Origin of the sequence: Falsiroseomonas sp. E2-1-a20 (genome assembly GCF_051433195.1) — a bacterium.
GTDB lineage: Bacteria > Pseudomonadota > Alphaproteobacteria > Acetobacterales > Acetobacteraceae > Falsiroseomonas.
Genome location: NZ_JBHMFT010000004.1, coordinates 71415 through 94070 on the forward strand (window position 1 = coordinate 71415; position 22656 = coordinate 94070).

Annotated in this window: 18 protein-coding genes; 5 read left to right on the top strand and 13 right to left on the bottom strand. The window is 72.1% G+C overall.

Annotated features, from left to right (window positions below):
* Positions 1 to 103: 103 nt before the first annotated feature.
* The 4 genes from leuS to ACFHPP_RS06885 all read right to left on the bottom strand — a co-directional run bounded on the left by leuS (position 104) and on the right by ACFHPP_RS06885 (position 5811).
* Positions 104 to 2755, bottom strand: a complete 2652-nt coding sequence (gene leuS, locus ACFHPP_RS06870) for a leucine--tRNA ligase (protein WP_437162735.1) — start codon at positions 2753 to 2755, stop codon at positions 104 to 106.
* A gap of 127 nt (positions 2756 to 2882) precedes the next feature.
* On the bottom strand, positions 2883 to 3428 hold the full coding sequence (locus tag ACFHPP_RS06875) for a DUF3576 domain-containing protein (RefSeq protein WP_437162523.1): 546 nt from the start codon (positions 3426 to 3428) through the stop codon (positions 2883 to 2885).
* 157 nt (positions 3429 to 3585) lie between these two features.
* Positions 3586 to 4797, bottom strand: a complete 1212-nt coding sequence (locus ACFHPP_RS06880; protein ID WP_437162524.1) for a porin — start codon at positions 4795 to 4797, stop codon at positions 3586 to 3588.
* A gap of 378 nt (positions 4798 to 5175) precedes the next feature.
* Positions 5176 to 5811, bottom strand: coding sequence for a thiamine phosphate synthase (locus tag ACFHPP_RS06885; RefSeq protein WP_437162525.1), 636 nt, complete (start codon positions 5809 to 5811; stop codon positions 5176 to 5178).
* On the opposite strand from ACFHPP_RS06885, the gene ACFHPP_RS06890 reads away from it, so the two are divergent.
* The 3 genes from ACFHPP_RS06890 to galE are packed head-to-tail and all read left to right on the top strand — an operon-like array spanning position 5810 to position 7682.
* Positions 5810 to 6496 (top strand): YggS family pyridoxal phosphate-dependent enzyme, encoded by a 687-nt coding sequence (locus tag ACFHPP_RS06890; protein WP_437162526.1) that lies wholly within the window; start codon positions 5810 to 5812, stop codon positions 6494 to 6496. The two genes, ACFHPP_RS06885 and ACFHPP_RS06890, sit on opposite strands and share 2 nt — an antisense overlap.
* Positions 6497 to 6504: 8 nt before the next feature.
* A complete protein-coding gene (locus ACFHPP_RS06895) occupies positions 6505 to 6693 on the top strand; it encodes a hypothetical protein (RefSeq protein ID WP_437162527.1) in 189 nt (62 codons plus the stop codon).
* The gene (gene galE, locus ACFHPP_RS06900) at positions 6675 to 7682 is read left to right on the top strand and encodes a UDP-glucose 4-epimerase GalE (RefSeq protein WP_437162528.1); all 1008 of its coding nucleotides are present in this window, start codon (positions 6675 to 6677) and stop codon (positions 7680 to 7682) included. The genes ACFHPP_RS06895 and galE overlap by 19 nt, the downstream gene beginning before the upstream one ends.
* A 7-nt stretch (positions 7683 to 7689) precedes the next feature.
* Here the strand turns inward: galE and trxA are convergent, their stop codons facing one another.
* From trxA to tsaE, 6 genes are all read right to left on the bottom strand, one after another.
* Complete coding sequence (gene trxA / locus ACFHPP_RS06905) at positions 7690 to 8019, bottom strand: thioredoxin TrxA (RefSeq protein ID WP_437162529.1); 330 nt, start codon at positions 8017 to 8019, stop codon at positions 7690 to 7692.
* A gap of 110 nt (positions 8020 to 8129) precedes the next feature.
* Positions 8130 to 11597 carry a double-strand break repair helicase AddA gene (gene addA / locus ACFHPP_RS06910; RefSeq protein ID WP_437162530.1) on the bottom strand — a complete coding sequence of 1156 codons (3468 nt, stop codon included), beginning with the start codon at positions 11595 to 11597 and terminating at the stop codon, positions 8130 to 8132.
* Complete coding sequence (gene addB, locus ACFHPP_RS06915; RefSeq protein ID WP_437162531.1) at positions 11594 to 14656, bottom strand: double-strand break repair protein AddB; 3063 nt, start codon at positions 14654 to 14656, stop codon at positions 11594 to 11596. Before addB ends, addA begins: the two co-directional genes overlap by 4 nt.
* A 44-nt stretch (positions 14657 to 14700) precedes the next feature.
* Positions 14701 to 15429 carry a nucleotidyltransferase family protein gene (locus ACFHPP_RS06920; protein ID WP_437162532.1) on the bottom strand — a complete coding sequence of 243 codons (729 nt, stop codon included), beginning with the start codon at positions 15427 to 15429 and terminating at the stop codon, positions 14701 to 14703.
* On the bottom strand, positions 15426 to 16406 hold the full coding sequence (locus tag ACFHPP_RS06925) for an aminoglycoside phosphotransferase family protein (protein ID WP_437162533.1): 981 nt from the start codon (positions 16404 to 16406) through the stop codon (positions 15426 to 15428). The genes ACFHPP_RS06920 and ACFHPP_RS06925 overlap by 4 nt, the downstream gene beginning before the upstream one ends.
* A complete protein-coding gene (gene tsaE / locus ACFHPP_RS06930; RefSeq protein WP_437162534.1) occupies positions 16403 to 16855 on the bottom strand; it encodes a tRNA (adenosine(37)-N6)-threonylcarbamoyltransferase complex ATPase subunit type 1 TsaE in 453 nt (150 codons plus the stop codon). The genes ACFHPP_RS06925 and tsaE overlap by 4 nt, the downstream gene beginning before the upstream one ends.
* 103 nt (positions 16856 to 16958) lie before the next feature.
* Here tsaE and ACFHPP_RS06935 point away from each other — a divergent pair, with 103 nt between their 5' ends.
* Both ACFHPP_RS06935 and ACFHPP_RS06940 read left to right on the top strand, forming a co-directional pair.
* Complete coding sequence (locus ACFHPP_RS06935) at positions 16959 to 17978, top strand: NAD(P)/FAD-dependent oxidoreductase (RefSeq protein ID WP_437162535.1); 1020 nt, start codon at positions 16959 to 16961, stop codon at positions 17976 to 17978.
* 72 nt (positions 17979 to 18050) lie between these two features.
* Positions 18051 to 19067: a mechanosensitive ion channel family protein gene (locus ACFHPP_RS06940; protein ID WP_437162536.1), complete on the top strand. Its 1017-nt coding sequence runs from the start codon at positions 18051 to 18053 to the stop codon at positions 19065 to 19067.
* Positions 19068 to 19094: 27 nt separating this feature from the next.
* Here the strand turns inward: ACFHPP_RS06940 and ACFHPP_RS06945 are convergent, their stop codons facing one another.
* The 3 genes from ACFHPP_RS06945 to gtdA form a co-directional block, all read right to left on the bottom strand.
* Positions 19095 to 19427 carry a hypothetical protein gene (locus ACFHPP_RS06945; RefSeq protein WP_437162537.1) on the bottom strand — a complete coding sequence of 111 codons (333 nt, stop codon included), beginning with the start codon at positions 19425 to 19427 and terminating at the stop codon, positions 19095 to 19097.
* A gap of 86 nt (positions 19428 to 19513) precedes the next feature.
* Complete coding sequence (locus ACFHPP_RS06950) at positions 19514 to 21526, bottom strand: S8 family peptidase (RefSeq protein ID WP_437162538.1); 2013 nt, start codon at positions 21524 to 21526, stop codon at positions 19514 to 19516.
* A gap of 75 nt (positions 21527 to 21601) precedes the next feature.
* The gene (gene gtdA, locus ACFHPP_RS06955) at positions 21602 to 22654 is read right to left on the bottom strand and encodes a gentisate 1,2-dioxygenase (protein WP_437162539.1); all 1053 of its coding nucleotides are present in this window, start codon (positions 22652 to 22654) and stop codon (positions 21602 to 21604) included.
* Between the last annotated feature and the right edge of the window lie 2 nt (positions 22655 to 22656).

Sequence of the window (22656 nt, forward strand, 5' to 3'; positions counted from 1 at the left end):
CGTGCCTCCGCTGCCATACAGCGGCCGGAAACCGCAGGCGCCAAGGCCCAAGGCTCCGGCCAGGAGGCCCGTCCGGGCGAGCAGCCCGCGACGCCCCAAAGGTTCAGACGACGAAATTGACCACCCGCCCCGGAACATGAATCCGCTTCTTCACCGGCTTGCCGCCCAGCGCACGCTGCACGTTCTCGTCGCCCTCGGCCAGGGCGAAGATGTCGGCCTCCGCCGCCTGCACCGGAACCTCGATGGTGGCGCGCAGCTTGCCGAGCACCTGCACCGCAAGCGTCATCGTCTCCGCCCGCACCAGGTCCGGCTCGGCCTCCGGCCAGGGCAGCTCCGCAACCAGTGCCGAGGCGCCCGGGTTGAGCAGCGCGTAAAGCTCCTCCGCCAGATGCGGCATCATGGGCGCGGACAGGCGCGCCAGCATCTCCAGCGCCTCCCGCCGCGCGGGGCCCATGCCCTCCGCGCCGGAAGCCGCCTCGGCCTCCCCGATCGCATTGGCGAATTCATGGATGCGCGCGACGGCGACGTTGAAGGCGAAGCTGTCCAGCGCTTCCGTCACCGCGACGATGCTGCGATGCGTCACCTGCCGCAGCTTCTTCGCCGCCCCCGTCGCCTGGCCCGGGGGTGCTCCGGCCGCGGGCAGCATCGGCAGCGCGTTCGCGGCCAGCCGGAAGACCCGCTGGGTGAAGCGGAAGGCGCCGGCGACGCCGGATTCCGTCCATTCCATGTCCCGCTCCGGCGGGTTGTCGGACAGGATGAACCAGCGCGCCGTATCCGCCCCATAGCGCCCGATGATCGCACCGGGATCGACGGTGTTGCGCTTCGACTTGGACATCGCCTCGACGCGCCCGATGGTCACCGGGGCGTTGCCGCCCTTCAGCGTGGCGCTGCGCGTGCCATCGGCGGCGAGTGAGAACTCCACCTCCTCAGGGTACAGCCAGCGGCCATCCGGGCCCTTGTAGCTTTCGTGCTGCACCATGCCCTGGGTGAACAGCCCGGCGAAGGGCTCAGCCACGGCCAGATGCCCGGTGGCCTGCATCGCGCGCGTGAAGAACCGGCTGTAGAGCAGGTGCAGGATCGCATGCTCGATGCCGCCGATATACTGGTCCACCGGCAGCCAGGCATTCACCGCGTCCTGCGTGACCGGCTCGGCCGCATGCGGTGAACAGAAGCGGGCAAAGTACCAGGAGCTGTCGACGAAGGTGTCGCAGGTATCGGTCTCCCGCCGCGCCGGCTTGCCGCAACTCGGGCAGGCCACGTGCTTCCAGGTCGGGTGGTGGTCCAGCGGGTTGCCGGGGCGGGAGAAGTCCACATCCTGCGGCAGTTCCACCGGAAGCTGGTCCGCCGGCACCGGCAGCGCGCCGCAATCGTCGCAATGGATGACCGGGATCGGGCAGCCCCAGTAGCGCTGGCGGGACACGCCCCAGTCGCGCAGGCGCCAGTTCACCACCCCGGTGCCCTGGCCGGCTTCCTCCAGCCGCGCGATCACCGCGCGCTTCGCCGCCGGCACTGGCAGCCCGTCCAGGAAGTCCGAGTTGAAGATGGTGCCGTCATCGGTATAGGCGGCATCACCCAGCGCGAAGCCGGCCGGGTCGGCCCCCGGCGGCAGCACCACCGGCTTGATGGTCAGCCCGTATTTGCGGGCGAATTCGAAATCCCGCTCGTCATGCCCGGGGCAGCCGAAGATCGCGCCGGTGCCGTATTCCATCAGCACGAAGTTGGCGATCCAGACCGGGAAGGTCTCGCCGGTGAAGGGATGCACCACGCGGAAGCCGGTGTCGAAGCCGCGCTTTTCCGCCTGTTCGATGGCGGCCTCGCTGGTGCCCATGCGGCGGCATTCGGCGACGAATTCGGCCGCGTCCGGGTTGGCGGCGGCTGCGGCGGCGGCCAGCGGGTGTTCCGCGGCAACCGCCAGGAAGCTCATGCCGAACAGCGTGTCCGGGCGGGTGGTAAACACCTTCGCCTCCACGATATCCGCCACTGGCTGCGCCATCCGGAAGCGCACCCGCGCGCCTTCGCTGCGGCCGATCCAGTTGGACTGCATCAGCTTCACGCGCTCGGGCCAGCGGTCCAGCCCACCCAGCGCCTCCAGCAGGTCCGGCGCGTATTTGGTGATGGCCAGGAACCACTGGGACAGCTTCTTCTTCTCGACCAGCGCGCCGGAGCGCCAGCCGCGGCCGTCGATCACCTGCTCGTTCGCCAGCACGGTCCCGTCCACCGGGTCCCAGTTCACCCAGCTTTCCTTGCGCTCGACCAGGCCGGCCTTCCAGAAATCCAGGAACAGCTTCTGCTGCTGGCCGTAGTAGCCCACGTCGCAGGTGGCGAATTCACGGGACCAGTCGAGCGACAGGCCCATGCGCTTCAGCTCGGTGCGCATGTTGGCGATGTTGTCGTAGGTCCATTGGCCGGGATGCACGCCACGCTCCCGCGCCGCATTCTCCGCCGGCAGGCCGAAGGCATCCCAGCCCATCGGGTGCAGCACCAGGTGGCCGCGGGCGCGCTTGTAGCGCGCCACCACGTCGCCCAGCGTGTAGTTGCGGACGTGCCCCATGTGGATCTTGCCGGAGGGGTAGGGAAACATCTCCAGCACGTAGTATTTCCGCGCCCCCGGCGGCGGCACGTCGGGCACGCTGAAGCAGCCGCGGCGGTCCCATTCGGCCTGCCAGCGTGGCTCGGCCGCGGCGAAGTCGTGCCGCGCCGGCTGGCTCTGGGCAGGGTCCTGGCCAGCGGGGTGGGCCGGGGAAATCTCGTTCATCGTGCTGCGGTGCATGGCCTGGGGTTGAGCCACAGGCATAATCCTCCCCGGCCCCCCTGGGAAGGGCGGCCCCTCAGCCGGAGGCGGCGCTTCAGCCGGAGGCGGCCCCTCAGCCGGAGGCGGCCCCTCAGCCGGAGGCGGCCACAGACTGCGCCCGCAGCTCCCGCGCCCGGTTCAGCACCTGGTCCTCGAGTTCCGCCGCGGTGCTGGCGGCGACCGGCACGTCGACCCAGGCATTGCCGCGCAGTTCCTGCCGGAACAGGGCGATGCGCACGCCGTCGGAGCGCAGCTGGCGGCCGAGCACATAGGCGGTGGCGCGGAAGCGCTCGCCCTGGCTGCCGGGCGGCGAATACCAGTCGGTGATCAGCACGCCGCCGAAGGGGTCGGCGGAGGACAGCGGCATGAAGGACAGCGTATCCAGCGACGCGCGCCACAGATAGGCATTGACGCCGATGCCGCCGCCATCCTGGCCGGCGCCGGGACGCTGCTGGCTTCGGTCCGTGCCGAAGATCAGGATGCCATCGGTGCCGCCGAGCCGCCCGCGCACCTGGTCGCGACGGCGGTCGGAGCTGTATTCATCGAGCCCCGGCGTCCGCACATTGTCGCCCAGCGAGCCGCAGCCGGCCAGCACGGTGCCCGTGAGGGCCACCATCATCCATTGCGTCAGGCGCATGCTCTCCATCCCGGCCCGGCGGGGCCCTTCCTGGCGCGATGTTTAGCGCCACGGCGCCGCCGCGCAAAGTGCGGGTCTGTAACGCGGGATAGCACCCTAAGAAAAAGGGGCGGCGGGTTTCCCCGCCGCCCCCTTCGTCGCGATGATCCTTGCGGGATCAGAAGGCCAGGCGCGTGCCCAGGATGAACACGTCGATGTCGCGGTTGCGGGTCACGATCGAGGTCGGGTTCTGGGCGTTGTTGGCGATGTTCTCGTCCGAGATGTTCGTGTAGTTCGCGAACGCCTCGAGGCCCGGCGCGATGGTGTAGACCGCACCGACGCCGATGGCGCGCTGCTCACGATCGGACAGGTTGTTGCCGTTGTCACGCTGGCCGAGCGAGTAGAAGGCGCCGACCGCGATCGCACCGGCGCGGTAGGTGGCGCCGAGCGTCCAGTTGGACGAGTTGCCCAGGCCATCGCGGATGCCGGCGCGGCCGAAGGAGGCGCCCGCGTACTTGCCCCACATGTAGTGGCCACCGACGGTGACGCCGAAGGCGGACAGGTTCAGGCCGGCCTGGTAGGCGTTCGGGTCCTGCAGCTGCACGGCAGCGCTGTGGCTGTCGGGCGCATTGCCGCGCATCGCGGAGAAGGCCGCGGCCACGCCGACGTTGCCGAAGCTGCCGCGGTAGCGGATGGCGCCGGACAGTTCGTTGCGGATCGAGCCGGCGTTCGGGTCGCGCTGCAGAACGGTGCTGGAACCGCCGACGAGGAAGTTCTCGCCCTCGTACTGGTTCGCCGCGTAGCTCACGCCGAAGTCGAAGCCGAAGAACTGCGGGGACAGGTAGATGATCTTGGTCGAGTCGCTGCCGTCGTTGATCGTCGACAGGATGTAGCGCGTGCCATCGGCGCCCGGCGCGATGAACTCGTCCCAGCCACCCGATTCGCCGAGGTTCGTGACGCCCGGGGCGGCGACCTTCAGCTGGTCGGCGGCGCTGTCCTGGTCACCGAACTGCAGGGTGCCGAGGGTCGGGGAGGAGATGAAGCCCCACATCTCGTCGGTGTCGATGGCGGTCGAGGACGTGTTGTTCGCGTCCATCTGCAGCTCGATCTCGGCGCCGTAGGACAGGCCATTGGCCGCCTTGCCGCGCACGATGATGCTGATTTCCATGTCGGAGCGGAAATCGAACTTGTCGCGGCTGACCGTCTCGTTCGGGCGGCCCGGGGCCGTCAGGGTGATGGCGCTGCTGTCGTTGTCGTCGTTGACGTAGCCGCCGGTGAACTCGAAGTAGCCGCCCACGCGAACCGTCGGAGCCGTCTGCGCCTGGGCGCCCGTCATGCCCAGCAGCGCGGCGCCAACCACCGCAGTGGTGCCCAGCAGAATCTTGCGCATATTCAAAAACCTCCTCCTGCACCGGGTGGCCCCCGGCATGCGACGACCCGCCTGCCCCCCTCGGCAGGACGCCGCTACCAGGTTCCCCCCTGGCAGCAGTCGAGCCCGGGCGGATAATGGTCCGGTGGTTACGCTCCGGGCAACCGGCCAAAGCCGAGCGTCGCGACTTCCTTGAGACAGTGTTGCGCGCGGGACACAACGCCGTGTGGGACGGGTCCCGGCTTGTGAGCCGCATGCGCGGGACGCGTATCAATTCTGAACCGGCCGTTCAGGCGCGCCGCGCCGCCCATTCAGGCGCGCCGCGCCGCCCATTCAGGCGCGCCGCGCCGCCCATTCAGGCGCGCCGCGCCGCCCATTCAGGCGCGCCGCGCCGCCCATTCAGGCGCGCCGCGCCGCCAGCCCGCCGATGGCGGCAAGACCCGCCGCCCGCCCGGCGCCACGCCATGTCAGGCGTCCCGCGGTGGCGGCCGTGACACCGCCGAGGGCCACGGCCGGCCGGCCCAGGCGCCGCGCCAGGGCCGACCAGCGCAGCGGGCCGAGGGCCGGCGCGCCCGGGTGGCTCGCCGTCGCGAAGGCCGGCGAGACGAAGCCGAGATCCGCCCGCAGCCGCCGCGCCCGCGCCACCGCCGCCCGCCCATGCACCGCCAGGGACAGCACGGCCCAGGGCGCGCCGCCCCGCCGCGCCGCCAGCCAGGCCAGCACCTGCGTCCCCACGGCCCGATCCGGCAGGTGCAGCCCGCAGCGCCAGCGCAGCGCCGCGCGCGCATCGCCGCCGACCAGCAGAAGCAGCCCGCGCCGCCGGGCCAGGGCCGCCAGCCGCGCCAGCACCGCGGGCGTGGCACCGCGCGCCAGCACGCCGGACCCGCGCGGCAGCCGGGCCGCCGCGGCGCAGGGGTCCGGCAGCCGCACCGGGTCCGAGACCAGCCACAGCCGCGCCCCGCGCGCCACCGGCCTCCGTTGCGGCAGCGGCACCGGCTTGAGCCGGCGGGACCATGCCTCTAGCGTCCGCGCCATGCCCCAGGATTTCCCCCATATCGCCAGCCAGCTCGGCCGCATCCGCGACAGGATCGCTGAGGCCTGCCTGCGCGCCAACCGCCCCCCCGAATCGGTCACCCTCGTCGCCGTGTCCAAGACCCATCCGGCGGAGGCCGTCCGGGCCGCGCTGGCCTGCGGCCAGGCCACCTTCGGCGAGAACCGGGTGCAGGAGGCCGAGCAGAAATTCACCGCCCTGCGCGCGGACCATCCGGACCTTCGCCTGCACCTGATCGGCGCCCTGCAGACCAACAAGGCGCGCGACGCCGTGCGGGTCGCCGACGTGATCGAGAGCCTGGACCGCCCGAAGCTGGCCACGGCGCTGCGCGATGCCATGGCCCGCGAGGGCCGCCAGCCCCGCCTGCTGGTCCAGGTCAATATCGGCGACGAGCCGCAGAAGGCCGGCGTCCCGACGGCGGAGGCCGATGCCTTCATCCGCCTCTGCCGCGAGGATCTTGGCCTGCCCATCGCCGGGCTGATGTGCATCCCGCCCGCCGAGGACGACCCGCGGCCGCATTTCGCCCGCCTGGCGGACCTCGCCGGCCGGCACGGCCTCGGCATCCTGTCCATGGGCATGAGCAACGACTTCGAGGCGGCGATCGCGGAAGGCGCAACGCACGTCCGCGTCGGCACCGCCATCTTCGGCGGCCGGCCCGCGCCGGCTTGACTGCCCCGATGGATGCCACGGTGGCCAGCAACCGCGCCAGCGGCACGGCGTTGATCACGCAGGCGGATGCGCCGAAACAACACCATATTCTGGACGAGTTGTTCGGCTTCACTGCCCTCGGCCCGGTTGCGCAGTTGTTGGCGCATCGGCCGCATGCAGCCGTGGCGGGAGAATCGATTTGGGCCGATACCTGGTGACCGGCGGGGCCGGCTACGTTGGCAGCCACACCGTGCTCGCCCTGCGTGATCGGGGCGAGGATGTCGTGGTGCTCGATGACCTCTCGAAGGGCCATCGCGCGGCGGTGCCGCAGGGCGTCGCGCTGGTGTCCGGGCGTTGCGACGACCGCGCCGTGCTGGCCGAGGCCTTCGCCCGCGGGCCCTTCGATGCCGTGCTGCATTTCGCCGCGCTGTCGCTGGTCGGCGACAGCATGCGCGAGCCGCTGCGCTACATGGCGGAGAACCTGAACACCCTGGCCGCCGTCGCCGATGCGACGGTGAAATCCGGCTGCCGGAAGCTGGTGATGTCCTCCACCGCCGCGCTGTTCGGCTTCCCCGAGCGCATCCCGATCGACGAGCAGCAGGGCCACGCGCCGGTCTCGCCCTACGGTGAAAGCAAGCTGATGTGCGAACAGGCGCTGGCCTGGGCCGAGCGCATCCACGGGCTACGCTACGCCTCGCTGCGCTACTTCAATGCCGCCGGCGCCGACCCCGAGGGCCGTGCCGGGGAGGATCACGACCCCGAGACCCACCTGCTGCCGCTGGCGATCGATGCCGCGCTGGGCAAGCGGCCGCCGCTGATGGTGTTCGGCACGGACTACCCGACGCCGGACGGCACCGGCGTGCGGGACTACGTGCATGTGACGGACCTGGCGGACGCCCATTTGCGCGTGCTGCCGCTGCTGGACACGCGGTCGGTGCGCTACAACCTCGGCAACGGCACCGGCTATTCGGTGCGGGAGGTCATGCAGGCGGTGGAGCGCGTCGGCGGTCGCCCGGTGCCGCATGAGCTGGGCCCGCGGCGCCAGGGCGACCCGGCCGTGCTGGTCGCCTCCTCCGCCCTGCTGCGCGCCGAGACCGGCTGGACGCCGCGCTTTCCAGCGCTGGACGACATCGTGCGCACCGCCTGGGACTGGCGGGTGGCGCATCCGCAGGGCTATGCCGGCGCGAAGGCGCTCGCGCCGGCATAGGCCGGCATTACGCCAGGTTCCCGGCCACCCAGTCCTTCAGCGCGCTGCGCGGCAGGGCGCCGACCTTGGTGTCCACCGGCTTGCCGTCCTTGAACAGGATCATCGTCGGGATGCCGCGCACCGCGTAGTCGTTCGGCGTCATCGGGTTGTCGTCGATGTTGACCTTGGCAATGGTCAGCTTGCCTTCGTATTCCTTGGCGATCTCGTCCAGGATCGGCGCGACCATCCGGCAGGGGCCACACCATTCCGCCCAGAAATCGACCAGGACGGGGCCGGAAGCCTCCAGCACATCCTGCTTGAAGCTGTCATCGGTGACAGCCTTGGTGAGTTCGCTCATCGCGGGTCTCCGGGCGCCGGCCGTGGGGGGCAGATGGAAGGGCCGGCGCAGTTGAAGGCAAGATCGTGGCGGTGCGGGTCCGGGTCAAGCAAGCCCTGTCTTCCGGTCCGTCATGCACGCGGCGCATGCAGGTCAAGAAGGTCTTCCGGAAGCGGCATGAGGCGCGCGCCGAAGGTCCAGACCAGGGCGCAGTCCACCCTCCGGCCCGGAAAGGCACCGGACAGCACGGCGCGGTAGGCCGCCATCTGCCGCAGATACAGCGCCGGCACGGCCGAGACCTCGGCCGGCGGCGGGCGGTTGGTCTTGTAGTCCAGCACCAGCACCCGGCCGGGCGTCACCAGCAGCCGGTCCACCTGGCCGCTGACCAGGCGGTCGCCAATGCGCCCGGCGATCGGCGCCTCCGCCAGGCTGCCCGGGCCGAAGGCGGCGGCGAAGGCCGGCGCGTCCAGCAGCGCCAGGATTTCCGCCAGCGTCTCCCGCTGTTCGTCCTCGGGCAGGTCATGCCCGCGCCGGGCGAGGAAGGCCCGCGCGGCGGCTTCCCGCGTGGCCGGCGGCCGGTCCGGCAGGTGTTGCAGCAGGGCGTGCACCAGCCGGCCGCGCCGGAAGCGGCGGCCGGTGGGATCGGACATGCCATGCGGGGCCGCGGCCGGCGCCTCGTTCTCGCCCGGCACGGCGGAGGGGGCGAGCGCATCCTCCGCGTGTTCCGCGGGCGCCGGGCGGCGCACCCAATCCGGCAGGTCCGCCGCGGCGGCGGGCGGCGAGTCGCGTCCATCGGGGCGCGGTGCGTCCTCCTGCGGCGTTTCCAGGCGGGCGAAGCTCGTGGTGGCGAAGCGGCAATCCGCCGGGGCGCCGAAGCCGCCGAATTCGCCTTCCTCGCAGCCGAGCCGGCCGAAGCCCTGGGCGATCAGGTCGTACCAGCAGGCCTCCGGCCAGTCCCGCGCCTTGGGACGCCTGCGCTGCCAGCCGCAGACCAGCAGGCGGTCCTCCGCGCGGGTCAGCGCGACATACAGCAGGCGATGTTCCTCGGCCGCCCGCGCCGCCTTCTCCTCGGCCAGCAGCGCGCTGTAGGCCGGGGCGTGGTGGTCCTTGTTCGGCGCCCAGAGCGGCAAGGGCGGGCCCTCCGCCGGCTGGTACCAGCGCACCTCCGCCCCGTCGCGGCCGGTGGCGACGGTGTCCGGCAGGATCACCACCGGCGCCTGCAACCCCTTGGCGCCGTGCACGGTCATGATGCGCACGGCGTCGCCGGCGCCTTCCTGGTCCCGCTTCACCTCCGCCCCGCCGCGGCGCAGCCAGGCGGTGAAGCCCTGCAGGCTGGGCGGGTGGCGGCGGCCATAGTCCAGCGCGGCGTTGAGGAACTCATCCACCGGGTCCGCCGCATCGGGCCCCAGCCGCGCCAGCAGTTTTTCCCGTCCCCTGTGTTCACCGAGGATTTCCGCGAACAGCGTGTGCGGCGGGGCGATGTCCGCGCGCGCCATCAGCCCGGCCAGCCAGTCCGCCGCGCGTCCTTCCTGCGTGTCCTGTCCGCGCGCCTCCGCCAGCCGGCCCCAGAGCGGCCCGCGGCGGTCGGCAGCCAGCGCCAGCAACTGGTCGTCATCCAGCCCGACCAGCGGCGATTTCAGCGCCGCCGCCAGTTGCAGGTCGTCCTCCGGCAGCAGTAGCGCGTCGGCCAGCGCCAGCAGGTCCTGCACCGCGATCTGTTCGACCAGGCGGATGCGGTCGGTGCCGCCCACCTTCACGCCGCGCGCCTTCAGCGCCCGCACCAGCCGCGGCAGCAGCCCGCCGGTGCGCTTGCGGACCAGCACCAGGATATCGCCCGCCCGCATCGGCCGGCCGCGCGCGGGCAGCATCTCCCCGTTGTCCAGCCAATGCGCGATGCGCGCCGCCAGCGCCTCCGCCAGCAGCGCATCGGCGCCGGTGGCGGCGGAGGGCGCCTCCGGCACCTCCCAGGGGGGCGGCGGCTCGGTCTCGGCGGCTTCCAGCATCGGCCACAGCTCGACGCAGCCCGCCTGCCCGACGCGGTCCGGCCGATGCCGCAGCACCTCACCCGGGCCCACCACGCCATCCCGCGCCGCCCCTTCGGCGAACACCGCATCGACCAGCGCCAGCACCGGCGCGGTGGAGCGGAAGGAGACCTGGAGCTGCACGTCGCGCAGCGTCTCCTCCAGCGCCGAGATGCGTTCGGCGAAATGCCCCTTCCAGCGGGTGAAGCCGGCGGCATCGGCGCCCTGGAAGCGGTAGATGGATTGCTTGACGTCGCCCACCGCGAAGATGGTGCGCGGCGCGGCGCCCTTCCGGTCGACGCCGGAGCCGGCGAAGAATTCCTCGGTCAGCGCGGCGGCGATGCCCCATTGCGCCGGGTTGCTGTCCTGCGCCTCGTCCAGCAGCACGTGGTCCAGGCCGCCATCCAGCTTGAACAGGACCCAGGCGCTGCCGGGGTCGCGCAGCACCTGCCGGGCGGACAGGATCAGGTCGTCATAGTCCAGCAGCCCGCGGGCGCGCTTGCGGGCGCGGTAGCCCTCCAGCACCGGGGCGCCCAGGCCGAGCAGGGCGCGGGTCGCAGCCAGCAGGCGGCTGGCGCGGCGGCTGCCTTCCACGCCGGCCACGCGCTCGCCCTCCTGCCGCAGGATCTCGGCGCATTCCGCCTGGCGCGGGCCGACATCCTTGGTCGCCATCCGCGCCCGTGGCGTGCCTTCCTGCGTCAGCAGGCAATCCGCCCATTCGCCCCAGCGCGCGGCGCGCTGCGCCGGCGCCAGTTCCAGCCAGGCCATCAGGCGGGCGCCGCGCGTCCGGTCATTGGCGTTGCGGCTGGCCTCCAGCAGCCGCGCCGCGACCACCGCCTGGTCATGCACGGAGTGCGCGCCGGCCAGCAGCAGCGAATCCTCCTGCGCGTCGTCCGGCAGATCGAGATGCCGGCCGATGGCCTGGCACAGCGCCGCCAGCGACCCGGTGCCGCGCAGCGCTTCCGACAGCCTTTCCCGGTCATGGTCCAGCGCGCGCACCAGCTTGGCGAAGGCATCCGGCGGCACCAGGCTGGCGAGCGCCTCCAGCGCCGTAGCCTGAGCCGGGCCGGACAGGACCGATTCGCGCGCCTCGGCCAGCAGCGCCACGGCATCGGCATCCTCGATGACCCCGAATTGCGGGGCGAGGCCGGCTTCCAGCGGGAAGGCGCGCAGCAGGGACTGGCAGAAGGCGTGGATGGTGCTGATCCGCATGCCCCCGGGATGGTCCAGCACCCGGCAGAACAGGTTTCGGGCCGCATCCAGGTCCCGCCTTTCCGGCACCCGCCCCAGCAGGGCCGAAAGCCGCGCCGCCAGCGCCGGTTCCGGCTCCACCGCCCAGCGGCCGAGGTCGCGCGCCAGCCGCGTCGCCATCTCGGCCGCCGCGGCCTTGGTGAAGGTCAGGCACAGGATGGAGCCCGGCCTTGTCCCGGGCGCCAGCAGCAGCCGCAGCACGCGGTCGGTCAGCACCTTGGTCTTGCCCGACCCGGCCGAGGCGCCGACCCAGGCGGAGGCCAGGGGGTCCGAGGCGCGGCCCTGCTCGTATTCCGCTTCCTGCCGCGGCGTGAGGATCAAGTTCATGCCTCATCCTCCTCCGCATCCGCCCATTCGGCGATGCGCGACAGGTGGTCGTAGTCGCTGCCCCGGGTCTTGCGGCCGGGATGCGGCCGGGCGGTGAAGGCGGCGTCGCCGAGCAGGAACCGGTCCACCAGCAGGCCGAGGCGATCCAGCGCCATCGAGGCCAGTTCGGAAACCTCCGCCGGCTCGGAGACCATGCCGCGCACCTCGCCCGCAGTCTCGCCGCCGGACAGCTTCCAGTAGGTCAGCGCCCGCACGGTCGCGGGCGGCACGCCGGCGAAGGCGCCGGCGGCGGCGATGGCGGCTTCCAGCGGCAATTGCGGGGCGCGGCCAACCCCCAGTTCGTCCGGGCGCGGCAGCGTGCCGGTCTTGTAGTCGAGGATCGCCAGCGTGCCGTCGCCCAGCCGGTCGATCCGGTCCGCCCGCGCCTTCAGCGTCACGGTCCCGCCCGGCCGCACCAGGTCGAGCCGGCCATCGGTTTCGGTGAAGCTCTGCGCGATCTGCCCGGTGGCCCGCATCTCGCCTTCCTGCGCCACCACGAAAGCACCGATGCGGGCGAGGCGTGGGCGCCAGAAGGCGGCCAGCGCGGGACGCGGCCCCTGTGCGGCCAGCGCCTCGGCGGCGGCCCGGCCCCAGGCCTCCAGCGCCGCGTCCTCCCCGGGCCAGCCGCCCGGAACGGCCGACAATTCGGCGATGAAGCCGGCCAGCGCGCCATGCACGATGATGCCGTAGTCCAGCGCCCCGACATCGGCATCCAGCGGGTCCAGGCGGCGCAGCTTCAGGATGCGCCTGGCGTGGAAGGCGTAGGGGTCGGCCAGCAGGTCGGCGACCTCGGTCACCGAGATCTCGCGCGGCCGCTGCGCGCGGGTCGGGCGCGGCGCCGGGCGGGCGACGGGCGTCACCCGGTCCGGCATGTCGAGCGCCGCCGCCATCCGCGCCGCGTCGCTGTCCGGCAGCGCCAGGCCCTGCCCGTTCAGGAAGGTCTCCAGCCGTGTCAGCCAGCGCGCCGGCACGGTGGGCGCTCCGCCCCGGCGGCTGGCGCGCGAGAATACGGCATCGGGGGCGGCGCACGCGAACAGGAAGAAGTCGGTGCAGACCCGGCCGATGCGCGCCTCGGGTTCCGGCAGGCCGAACTGTGCCCGCATCGGGCGGCTCATCCAGGGGCCGGGGTCGGTCGCCAGCGGCCACACCGTCTCGTCCAGCGCGCCGAGCACCACGCGGTCGAAGGACAGCAGCCGGGCTTCCAGCAGGCCGAGGATTTCGACCCGCGGATGCGCCGCCTCGTGCAGCCGCACCTGGCGCGTCACCACGCCGTCCAGGCTGGCCTCGAACAAGGCGGGCCAGGAGGCCGGGTCGATCGGCGGCATCAGGGCCATGGCCGGTGCGAGGTCCGCCATGTGGCTGGCCAGCACCTCGCCCTCGTCGGCCGCGTACAGCCGCAGGCCGCCGGGCTGGTCGGCGGTGGTGGCCAGCGCCTCGGCGGCGGCGAGATGCGCCGCCAGCAGGTCCGCCGGCGGGCAGGCGGCGCCGTGGCGGGTGCTGAAATCGCCGAGCGCCCCGGTCAGCGCCGAGGCCAGTGCCGCATGCAGGGCCAGCAGCACCGGCTTGCCCTCCGTCTCCGGCAGAGCCGCGATGGCGGCGGCGAGCCCGGCCAGCCCGCCCTGCGGCCGTGGCCCGCGCAGCACGCGGCGTTCCAGCAGCCGCACCGCCGCGAGAAACTCCGGCCGCGCCATGCCGGCCGCCGCCAGCGGATGCTTCGCCAGGGCCAGCAGCGGGACCGGCGCGAAATCCTCCGCCACGCAGCGCGCCAGCAGCCGCAGGAAGATGCCGGTGGGGGTCTGCGCCAGCGGCTGGCCGGCGCTGTCATCGGCCCGGATGCCATGCCGCACCAGCTCCGCCGAGACGCGGCGCGCCAGGTCGCGGTCCGGGGTGACGAGGGCGGCCCGCGCGCCGGGCTGTTCCAGCGCCTCCCGCAGCAGCAGCGCGATGGCCGCGGCTTCCGTCTGCGCATCCGGGGCGGCGAGCAGGCGCAGCCCTTCCAGCCCGGTCGCCCAGCGCGCGGCATCCGGCAGGGTCCACGGCGCCATGCCCTCCGGCGGCCGCAGCGACATTTCCAGCAATTCGGGTCGCGCCTTCGGCACGCCGCCGGGCGGCACGTGCTCGCAGCCGGGCCAGCGACCGACCTCGCGGAACTCCGCGCCCATGGCGTGCAGCAGGCGGCCCTGGCTGCAGAAGGGATGCGTCGGCGCGTCGCAGACCGCGGCCCAGATCTCCGCCAGCGCGGCGCGGTCCAGCCCGTGCAGCACCACCGCGCCCTGCGGCAGCCGCGCCACCACGCGCAGCAGTTCGACCGCCGCCGGGATGGTGCCACCGACGCCGATGCCGGCGGCCACCACCGGGTCCTCCGGCGGGTTGTCCTGCCAGGCCTTCGTCTGCTCCCGCAGCGCCAGCACCCGGCGCAGGCCGATATCGAGCATCCCCTGGTCTTCCAGCCAGCCGGCCCAGGCGGTGGCGACGCCGCGCAGGAAGGTGGTGGTGATCTGCCAGTGGGCGGCCTGCGATTCCGGCACCAGGGTTTCGAGCCGCCCGAGCCAGGTCTCCGCGAAATCCGCCGGCGAACCCGAAGCCAGCAGTTCCGTGTCCGGCTCCTCCAGCGCAATCTCGTCGAAGATCCGGGCGAGTTCGGCCGCCAGGCCCCAGGCCTGTTCCGGATTCGCCGGGCCGCCATGCCGCGGCGGCAGGCGCAGCACGAGGCTTGTCAGCACCGCCTGCCGGGTCAGCGCCGGCACCGCGGGCGGCAATTCCAGCAGCGTGGGCAGCGCCAGTTCGTCGGCATCCTCCGTCGACAGGCCGGCCAGCGCCCGCATCCGCGGCAGCAGCAGCGCGCGACCCTCCGCGGCGGTCAGGAAGGCGTCGCGCAGGCCGCGGGCGGAACGCCGCGTCGGCAGCAGGATGGTGGCGCGGGACAGGGCTTCCGGCGGCTGGTCGCGGAACTGCCGGAACACCCCGGATGCGAGGCATTCCAGGAAGGGAAGATGCGCCGGGATATCGTAGAGGTTCATGATGCGTTCGCAGGCTAGGGCGTGAGGGCGGCCTGGTCCAGGGCTCAGAACAGCGCCGTCAGCATCCCCGCCCGCAGCATGGTCTCCGCCCGGTCCAGGTCGCGCGGCGTGGACAGGTGGAACCACGCCCCGTCATGCACCAGGCCGTACAGCCGCCCGGCGGCAATGGCGCGGTCATAGACCAGGTTCAGGCTGAACGGTCCCTCGGGCGTGCCCTCGAAGAGCCCCGGCGCCAGCACCTGGACGCCGCCGAACAGATAGGGCGAGATCTCACGTTCCTTCAGCCGCCGCGCCCGGCCATGCGGGTCGAGCAGGAAGTCGCCGCGCCCGACCTCGCCATCCACCTGGCTGGTCCGCACCAGCAGCAGCAGGGCGTCCATCCGCGCCGGGTCGAAGGCGGCGGCCAGGCGTTGCAGCGCGGGCGTCGGGCCATCGAGCCAGAAGGCGTCGCCATTGACCACGGCGAAGGGGTCCTGGCCCAGATGCGGCAGCGCGGCCCTGACGCCGCCGCCTGTCTCCAGCAGCGTCTCCTCCCGCAGCACGACGCGCCCTGGCGCATCGTGCGCGGCCACCGCGGCCGCGACCTGGTCGGCGAACCAATGGGCGTTGATGACATGGTGCCGCACGCCGGCATCGCGCAGCCGGTCCAGCGCATGGTGCAACAGGGAACGCCCCTCCAGCGGCAGCAGCGGCTTCGGCGTCTCGTCCGTCAGCGGCCGCATCCGGGTGCCGAGGCCCGCGGCCAGCACCATGGCGTGGGTGAGCGGGATCATGGGGTCTCCGGGTTGCGGCGAAGGCTTGCCGGCACATGCGCATCGAGGAATTCGCGCAGCGGCGCCGTCGCCTCGTGCTCCAGCGCGCGGGCCAGCAGCGCCCAGCAGCGCGGGCCGTGTTGCAGGTAGTGCGGCTTGCCGTCCCGCCGCGCCAGCCGCACCCAGAGGCAGCCGACGCGCAGATGCCGCTGCGCCGCCATCGCCGCCATCGCGGCGCGATATGCCGCCGGGTCCAGCTCCGGCCGGAGGTCCAGGTAGCGCGCGATGCAGGCCTCCCGCACCGCCGGGTCCACGTCCCGCCGCGCATCCTCGACCAGCGAGACCAGGTCGTAGGCGGGGTGGCCGAGCGCCGCGTCCTGGAAATCCAGCAGCCCGACATCGGCCGGCGGCGCGCGGCCCGGCAGCGGCATCAGATTGGCCGGGAAGAAGTCGCGATGCACGAAGCCGGAGGCGGCGAAGGGCGCCAGCATGGCGTGGATCGCCTGGCCGAACCCGTCGCGCGCTGCCTCGGACGGCGGCTCGCCAAACGCGGCCGGCCACCACCACTCAAGAAAAGTCGCCGCCGCGGTATCGGCCATGCGGGCGGCACCCCAGGCGGGCAGGCCGGGCGGCGGCGGCACCGCATGCAGGCGCGCCAGCGCCGCGGTGGCGGCCAGGTAGTGCGGCGCCGGGTCCTCGCCGGCATCGAGTAGCTGCGCCGTGGTGCGCGCGCCGAAATCCTCGATGATCGCAAAGCCTTGGCGCGGGTCGGCGGCGAGGATCTCCGGTGCCGAAAGCCCCGCCGCGCGCAGATGCGCACCGATGCGGAGGAACGGCCCGAGATCCTCCTGCGGCGGCGGCGCATCCATCAGCAGCGCCGGGCGCGGCCCACCGACCAGCCGCGTGTAGCTGCGGAAGGAGGCATCGGCCGGCAGCGCCTGCCGCTCGGCGGTGGCGAAGCCGTGGTCGGCCAGGAAGGCCACCGCCTCCGCCCTCATGCCCCGAGTCCCTCCAGCCGTCCGGCCCAGCCGGTGAGGGTCGCGACGCGGGAGGTCTCCGTCGGGCCGGGGGCCAGCGCGAGGGTCAGCGCATCGGCCGGCCGCAACGTGCCGAGTCGGTCCGGCCATTCGACCAGCACGATGCCGTCCCGCGCCTCCTCCCACCCCAGCTCGTCCAGCCCCGCCGGGCCATCCAGGCGCCACAGGTCGAAGTGGAAGGCGGGGCCGGCGGGCAGGTCGTAGGACTGCACCAGGGTGAAGGTGGGCGACGGCACCTCCAGCGCCGGATCATGCGCGGCGGCGCGCAGGAAGGCGCGGCAGAAGCTGGACTTGCCGGCACCCAGCGGTCCCTCCAGCAGCAGCGCATCGCCGGGACGCGCGCGGGCGGCAAGGTGCGCGGCCAGCGCCGCCGTCGCGGCCTCGTCGGGCAAGGGGAGGATGAGGGTCATGCGCGGCGGCAATCTGCCCCCACGGTGCCGCATCGCACAAGCCGACCGCTTGATCCTGGCAGGCGCTTGGTCCAAGCAGCCGCCAACGGCGAAAGGACGCGGCATGTCGGCGGTTGTCGAGACGGATGTGGCGATCATCGGCGCGGGTCCGGTCGGGCTCTTCGCCGTGTTCGAATGCGGCATGCTGCGGATGAAGACCGTGGTGGTGGATGCGCTGGGCGAGATCGGCGGGCAGTGCAGCGCGCTGTATCCGGAAAAGCCGATCTTCGATATCCCGGCGCATCCCGAAATTGCCGGCGCCGACCTGATCTCCGCCCTGCACAAGCAGGCCGCCCCCTTCCACCCGCACCTGATGCTCGGCCGCCGCGTCGAGTCGCTGCGGCGGGAGGGCGAGAAGCTGGTGCTGGGCACCAGCGACGGCGACAGCATCACCTGCAAGGCCGTGATCCTGGCCGCCGGCGCCGGCGCCTTCGGCCCGAACCGCCCGCCGCTGGACCGCCTGCCGGAATTCGAGGCCAGCGGCGCCGTGCGCTACCTGGTCAGCCGGCGCGAGGAGTTTCGCGGCAAGCGCGTCGTCATCGCCGGTGGCGGCGACAGCGCCGTGGATTGGGCGCTCAGCCTGAAGCAGATCGCCGCCCATGTGACGGTGGTGCACCGCCGCGACAAGTTCCGCTGCGCCCCGGAAAGCGCCGCGCAGTTGAAGCGCGCCGCCGACCTTGGGGAACTGGAACTCGCCATCCCCTACCAGCTGCACGCGCTGGAAGGCACCGGTGGCGCGATGACCGGCGTGACCCTGGCGACGCTGAAGGGCGAGACGAAGACGGTGCCGGCGGACCACCTGCTGGCCTTCTTCGGCCTGTCGATGGAGTTGGGCCCGATCGCGGATTGGGGCCTGGGCCTGGACCGCAGCCACATCCAGGTGACGCCCGCCACCTGCGAGACCAACATCCCCGGCGTGCACGCCATCGGCGACATCGCGACCTATCCCGGCAAGCTGAAGCTGATCCTGCAGGGGTTTTCGGAGGCCGCGATGGCCGCGCATGCCATCCACCCGAGGGTCTTCCCGGGGGAGGCGCTGCACTTTGAATACTCCACCAGCAAGGGCCTGCCGGTTCCGGGCTGAACCCGGCAGCGCAACCGCAGGCCGCCACGCCGCGTTCCAGACCAGGGATCGGAACCGGATCGGGACAGGTGCATGCAGGCGGCGGCCCAGACGATCAGCCCCGAAGCACCGTCCCTGACCACCGGCGAGACGGCGACCCGCACCATCGAGGTCGGCTCCGCGATCATCCAGGACAAGATCGAGGCCTGGTCGGCGGGGTTCCAGTACCTGCTGCCCAACATCGGCGTTGCCCTGATCGTCGTCGCCATCTTCATCGGCCTCGCCTGGCTGGTCGCGAAGGGATTTGGCCGGTGGGCGCGTCGGCGCGACCGGGCAAACCTGGGCGAGGTGCTCGGCGCCTTCCTCAAATGGGTGGTCATCTTCATCGGCGTGCTGATCGGCCTGACGATCGTCATGCCGTCCCTGCGGCCGGGCGACCTGGTGGCGGGACTCGGCGTCGGCTCCGTCGCCATCGGCTTCGCCTTCAAGGATATCCTGCAGAACTGGCTGGCCGGGGTGCTGCTGCTGCTGCGCCAGCCCTTCCGCCCGGGCGACCAGATCATCGTCCGCGGCTACGAGGGCACGGTGCAGCGCATCGAGACCCGCGCCACGGTGATCCGCACCTATGATGGCCGCGACGCCATCATCCCGAATGCCGATGTCTATTCGAACCCGGTCATGGTCAACACGGCGCATGCGCGGCGGCGCGACGAATACGACCTTGGCATCGGCTACGGCGACGACATCGAGGCCGCCCGCACTGGCATCCTGGCCGCCATCCGGGACCTGCCGGAGATCGAGGCCGACCCGGCGCCGGAGGTGCTGGTCTGGGAACTCGCAGGCTCCAGCGTCAACCTCCGCATCCGCTGGTGGACGCATCCGCGCCGGATCGACGTGGTGCTGGCGCGCTCCGCCGTGTTGCAGGCGGTGAAGCAGGCCATGGACCGGGATGGGATCGACATGCCCTACCCGACCCAGGTCATGCTGTTCCACGACCAGACCGAGGAGCTGGACGGGCTGCGCGGCGCACAACGCGAAGGCTGGCCGAAGCGCCGGGGCGAGCGGCAACCACGCCCGGCGCGGGACCTGGCCCGCGGCGAAAGCGACTGATCCGGGCGGTCTGGAACGGCCGTGCGTTCAGGCCTTCTGCAGCATCGCCTCGATCCGCTTCGCATCGTCGCGCGGCACGCTGAGTCGCAGTTCCGCGCCGGACAGTTCGGTCGCGCTGCGGTCGAGCGGCACGCTGCGCACAAGGCTTTCCAGCGCCAGCTTGGCGGCTTCGTGGTCCTTGAAGTGCCGCGACAGCGACACGGCATCGGGCACCTGCTTCGAGGGATGATCCTCCCCCGCCGGCACGGCGCGCGGGCCCTTCGTGCCGGTATCGGACACCGGGTCGCTGGCCGGGAAGGTATCCATCACGGCGCGGTCCTGGTCGCTGACCGGCTTCTGGTGGTCGCTGTGGTTCTGCATGAGATGGCTCCCCTCGATGAGAAGCCGTAACGCCTGCGATCCGCGCGGGTTCGTCCCGCCCACGCGGCCGCAGGGCGCCTGGCGCCTCAGGCGAAGACGAAGTCCGCGTTGGACAGGGTCACGCTGCCGACGATGTGGCCGACCAGCTCGTCCGCGCTGGTGTAGCGCCCGTTGCGGTCGGTGTCGGCCAGGATGCTGACTCCGTTGAAGCCATCCACCTTGGCGCTGCGCAGGAAGTAGGTGCCGATGTCGTCGGAAAGCTGGATCCTGTCGCCGCGCTGGAAATCCATGATCCGCGCATAATCCGCCATGCCGGATTTCTTCGCGTTGCCGTCGTCGTAGAAGACGCCGCGCTTGTCGCCGAGCACGAAGATGTCGTTGCCGCCCAGGCCCTTCAGCACGTCGATGGTGCCGCGGCCCAGGAAGCTGCCGGATTGCGGCACGCCGCTCAGGATCTCGCCGCGCGAGGTTCCGGTGATCGTGTCGCTGGCCGTCGTGCCGTAGAAGTCCCTGACCACCGGAACGGGCGGCGGTGGTGGGGGCGGTGCCGGCGGCTTGTCGCCCGCGCCGCCCCCACCGCCCGCCGCCAGCATCGCATCGGCGTCGAGCCGTCCGCCGGTCGCCGTCTTGCCGGCCAGCGCCTTGGTCGTGGTGACGGAGCCGAGCAGCGCCGCGCGGATCTCGGCGGCGCTGTCATCCGGGTTGGCGGCCGCATACAGCGCGATCGCCCCGGTGACATGCGGCGCGGCCATCGAGGTGCCGCTCATCGTGCCGTAGCCGCCATTGGCGGTGGTCGACAGGATGGAGGCGCCGGGCGCCGCCAGGTCCACGGTGGTCGCCCCGTAGTTGGAGAAGGAGGCCAGCCCGCCGGAGCTGGTGAGGGCCGCGACCGAGACCACCGCCTCATGCCCGACACTGCCCAGCGTGCTGTAGTTGGAGGGGAAGTTGCCCGTGGTGTCGGTGTTCTGCCTGCTGTTGCCGGCGGCGGCGATGAACAGGTTGCCGGCCGCGGCGGTGCGGTCGATGGCGCCCTGCATGGCGGCGGAATAGCCGCCGCCGCCCCAGGAATTGTTGGTCGCGACGAAATCCTGCCCGACCGCAGCCTTTCCCGCGGCGGTGTAGTAGTCCAGCGCCTTCACCGCGTTGGAGATCGCGCCGCTGCCCCGGGCGTCGAGGAATTTCAGCGCCAGGATCTGCACCTCCCACGCCATGCCGGCGACGCCGATGCCGTTGCCTCCGACCGCGCCGATGGTGCCGCTGACATGCGTGCCGTGGCCGTTGTCGTCGAACGGGTCGTTGTCGTTGTTGACGAAGTCCCAGCCGAACAGGTCGTCCTTGTAGCCGTTGCCGTCCTGGTCGTTGCCGTTGGCCCAGCGCTTGTCCTTCAGCAGGTCGCCCGCATCGATCCGGCCGTTGCGGTTGATATCGGTGACGAAGCTTTTGTTGGCCGCCAGGTTCAGGTCGCGGAAGGTGATCAGGCCGTCGCCGTCGCCATCCGCCAGACTGCTGCGGAAGGTGACCGGGATCTCGTTCTGGTTGATCCAGACGTTCAGGTACAGATCGGCATGGGTGTAGTTGATGCCGCTGTCGAGCACGCCGACCACGACCTTGGTCGATCCGGTCTCGCCATCCGCCCAGACCTCCCCGGCCTGGCTGCCGAAGGCGTTCTTCCGCGCCGTCTCGTCGCCATACATCCCCCACAGGGAACCGTTGGCGTAGCTCGCATCATTGGCAACCGCCTCGACCGAGACCTGCCAATCCTGCTCCGCGAAGACCACCCCCGGCTGGGCGGAGAGCAGCGCCGTGGCCTCGGCGATGCCGAGCTCCGGCGGCAGCGTCAGCCGCAGCAGCAGCCCGTCATCCTGCCCGGGCAGGTCGCCGCGAATGGTCTCGATGGCCGTGGGTGCTATGCCGCCCAGGGCTTGGTCGAGCAGCGCCGGCGCGAGGCCCGGGCTGAACTGCACCAGGATGTCGGCGCCGTGGGTCGCGCCCTGCGGCCCGGCGGACCAGACGGTGGCGGCGTCAGGCGCTTCCACCTCCGGCTCGTCCGGCAGGCCGCGGCCCTGGATGCCAAACGTCTTCAGGATTGAGACAGACACGCGCCCTCCGGGATTTCGAAGCCAGAGGACGTGTTTTGCTGGACTCTCCTGAAGATCCCGTGAATCGCGGCGGCGCTACAGCCGCGCTTCCCGCCAGAGTCCCAGCTTCTGCTGCGCCGCCGCGTCGGAATAGCCGAACAGTACCAGCTCCGAAGCGGCGGTCAGCGTCAGGTCCGACCAGGACGGCACCACCAGCAAATCGCGCGGGACCAGGTCGTGGCGGATGCCCTCGATGGACGCGGTGCCGGTGCCCTCCACCACCACCAGCACCATCGCATCCGTCGCGCGGCGCGGCATCGTCGAGAAACCGGCGGGCAGCAGGCGGACATGGGCGGCGATGGTCGGCATCACCGGGCCGCCATCCGCGGGGTTCACGAATTCCAGCGCGTAGCCGAGATGCGGGTCCGGGTCGCCGCAGCGCGCCATGACAGCCAGGCTGTCGCGCCATTCCGCGTAGGGGTAGTGGAACAGCGGCAGGCGGTCCGGCCGCCGCGCCCCCAGGCTGCCGCCGAAGGGCCGCAGGTTGCGGCCGTAGCGCGCGGCGGTGTCGCCGGCCGGTGCGGTTTCGGGATGCGCCATGGCGCCATCCGGCAGGCGTTCGGCGAAGCTGGCGGCGAAGTGGCGCACCGTCGGGATGTCCAGCCCATCGAGCCAGATCATCGGCGCGTCGCTGGTATTGCCGTGGTCGTGCCACTGCCAGTTCGGCGTCAGCACCAGGTCGAAGGGCCGCATCACCGCCTTCTCGCCGTCCAATGCCGTGAAGGCGCCGTCGCCCTCCATCACGAAGCGCAGCGCGCATTGCGTGTGGCGGTGGCAGGGCGCGACCTCCCCCGGCAGGATCAACTGCAGGCCGGCATAGAGGCTGGTGGTGACGGAGGACGTGCCGGGCAGCCCCGGATTCTCCAGGATCAGCACGCGGCGTTCCGCCTGTTCCGCGGTGATCAGGTCGCCGGCGCGCAGCAGGTGGTCGCGCGCGGTGTCGTAGTGCCAGAGATGCGGCCGCACCGGGGAGGACGGGGTCGGCGTCACCAGCGCGTGCAGCACTTCCCACAGCGGGAACAGGTGCTGCGGCGCCATCTCGGCATACAGCGACTGCAACAGGGCTTTTGGATCGTTGATCCCGTCCATGG

What these genes read in the sequence shown, in the direction of transcription:
- ACFHPP_RS06925 (WP_437162533.1), bottom strand. Translation starts at nt 16,406, where the DNA reads ATGAGGGCGGAGGCGGTGGCCTTCCTGGCCGACCACGGCTTCGCCACC.
- ACFHPP_RS06940 (WP_437162536.1), top strand. Translation starts at nt 18,051, where the DNA reads ATGCAGGCGGCGGCCCAGACGATCAGCCCCGAAGCACCGTCCCTGACC.
- ACFHPP_RS06920 (WP_437162532.1), bottom strand. Translation starts at nt 15,429, where the DNA reads ATGATCCCGCTCACCCACGCCATGGTGCTGGCCGCGGGCCTCGGCACC.
- ACFHPP_RS06935 (WP_437162535.1), top strand. Translation starts at nt 16,959, where the DNA reads ATGTCGGCGGTTGTCGAGACGGATGTGGCGATCATCGGCGCGGGTCCG.
- ACFHPP_RS06875 (WP_437162523.1), bottom strand. Translation starts at nt 3,428, where the DNA reads ATGCGCCTGACGCAATGGATGATGGTGGCCCTCACGGGCACCGTGCTG.
- addA (WP_437162530.1), bottom strand. Translation starts at nt 11,597, where the DNA reads ATGAACTTGATCCTCACGCCGCGGCAGGAAGCGGAATACGAGCAGGGC.
- ACFHPP_RS06945 (WP_437162537.1), bottom strand. Translation starts at nt 19,427, where the DNA reads ATGCAGAACCACAGCGACCACCAGAAGCCGGTCAGCGACCAGGACCGC.
- tsaE (WP_437162534.1), bottom strand. Translation starts at nt 16,855, where the DNA reads ATGACCCTCATCCTCCCCTTGCCCGACGAGGCCGCGACGGCGGCGCTG.
- ACFHPP_RS06880 (WP_437162524.1), bottom strand. Translation starts at nt 4,797, where the DNA reads ATGCGCAAGATTCTGCTGGGCACCACTGCGGTGGTTGGCGCCGCGCTG.
- gtdA (WP_437162539.1), bottom strand. Translation starts at nt 22,654, where the DNA reads ATGGACGGGATCAACGATCCAAAAGCCCTGTTGCAGTCGCTGTATGCC.
- ACFHPP_RS06895 (WP_437162527.1), top strand. Translation starts at nt 6,505, where the DNA reads ATGGATGCCACGGTGGCCAGCAACCGCGCCAGCGGCACGGCGTTGATC.
- addB (WP_437162531.1), bottom strand. Translation starts at nt 14,656, where the DNA reads ATGAACCTCTACGATATCCCGGCGCATCTTCCCTTCCTGGAATGCCTC.
- ACFHPP_RS06885 (WP_437162525.1), bottom strand. Translation starts at nt 5,811, where the DNA reads ATGGCGCGGACGCTAGAGGCATGGTCCCGCCGGCTCAAGCCGGTGCCG.
- ACFHPP_RS06890 (WP_437162526.1), top strand. Translation starts at nt 5,810, where the DNA reads ATGCCCCAGGATTTCCCCCATATCGCCAGCCAGCTCGGCCGCATCCGC.
- trxA (WP_437162529.1), bottom strand. Translation starts at nt 8,019, where the DNA reads ATGAGCGAACTCACCAAGGCTGTCACCGATGACAGCTTCAAGCAGGAT.
- leuS (WP_437162735.1), bottom strand. Translation starts at nt 2,755, where the DNA reads ATGAACGAGATTTCCCCGGCCCACCCCGCTGGCCAGGACCCTGCCCAG.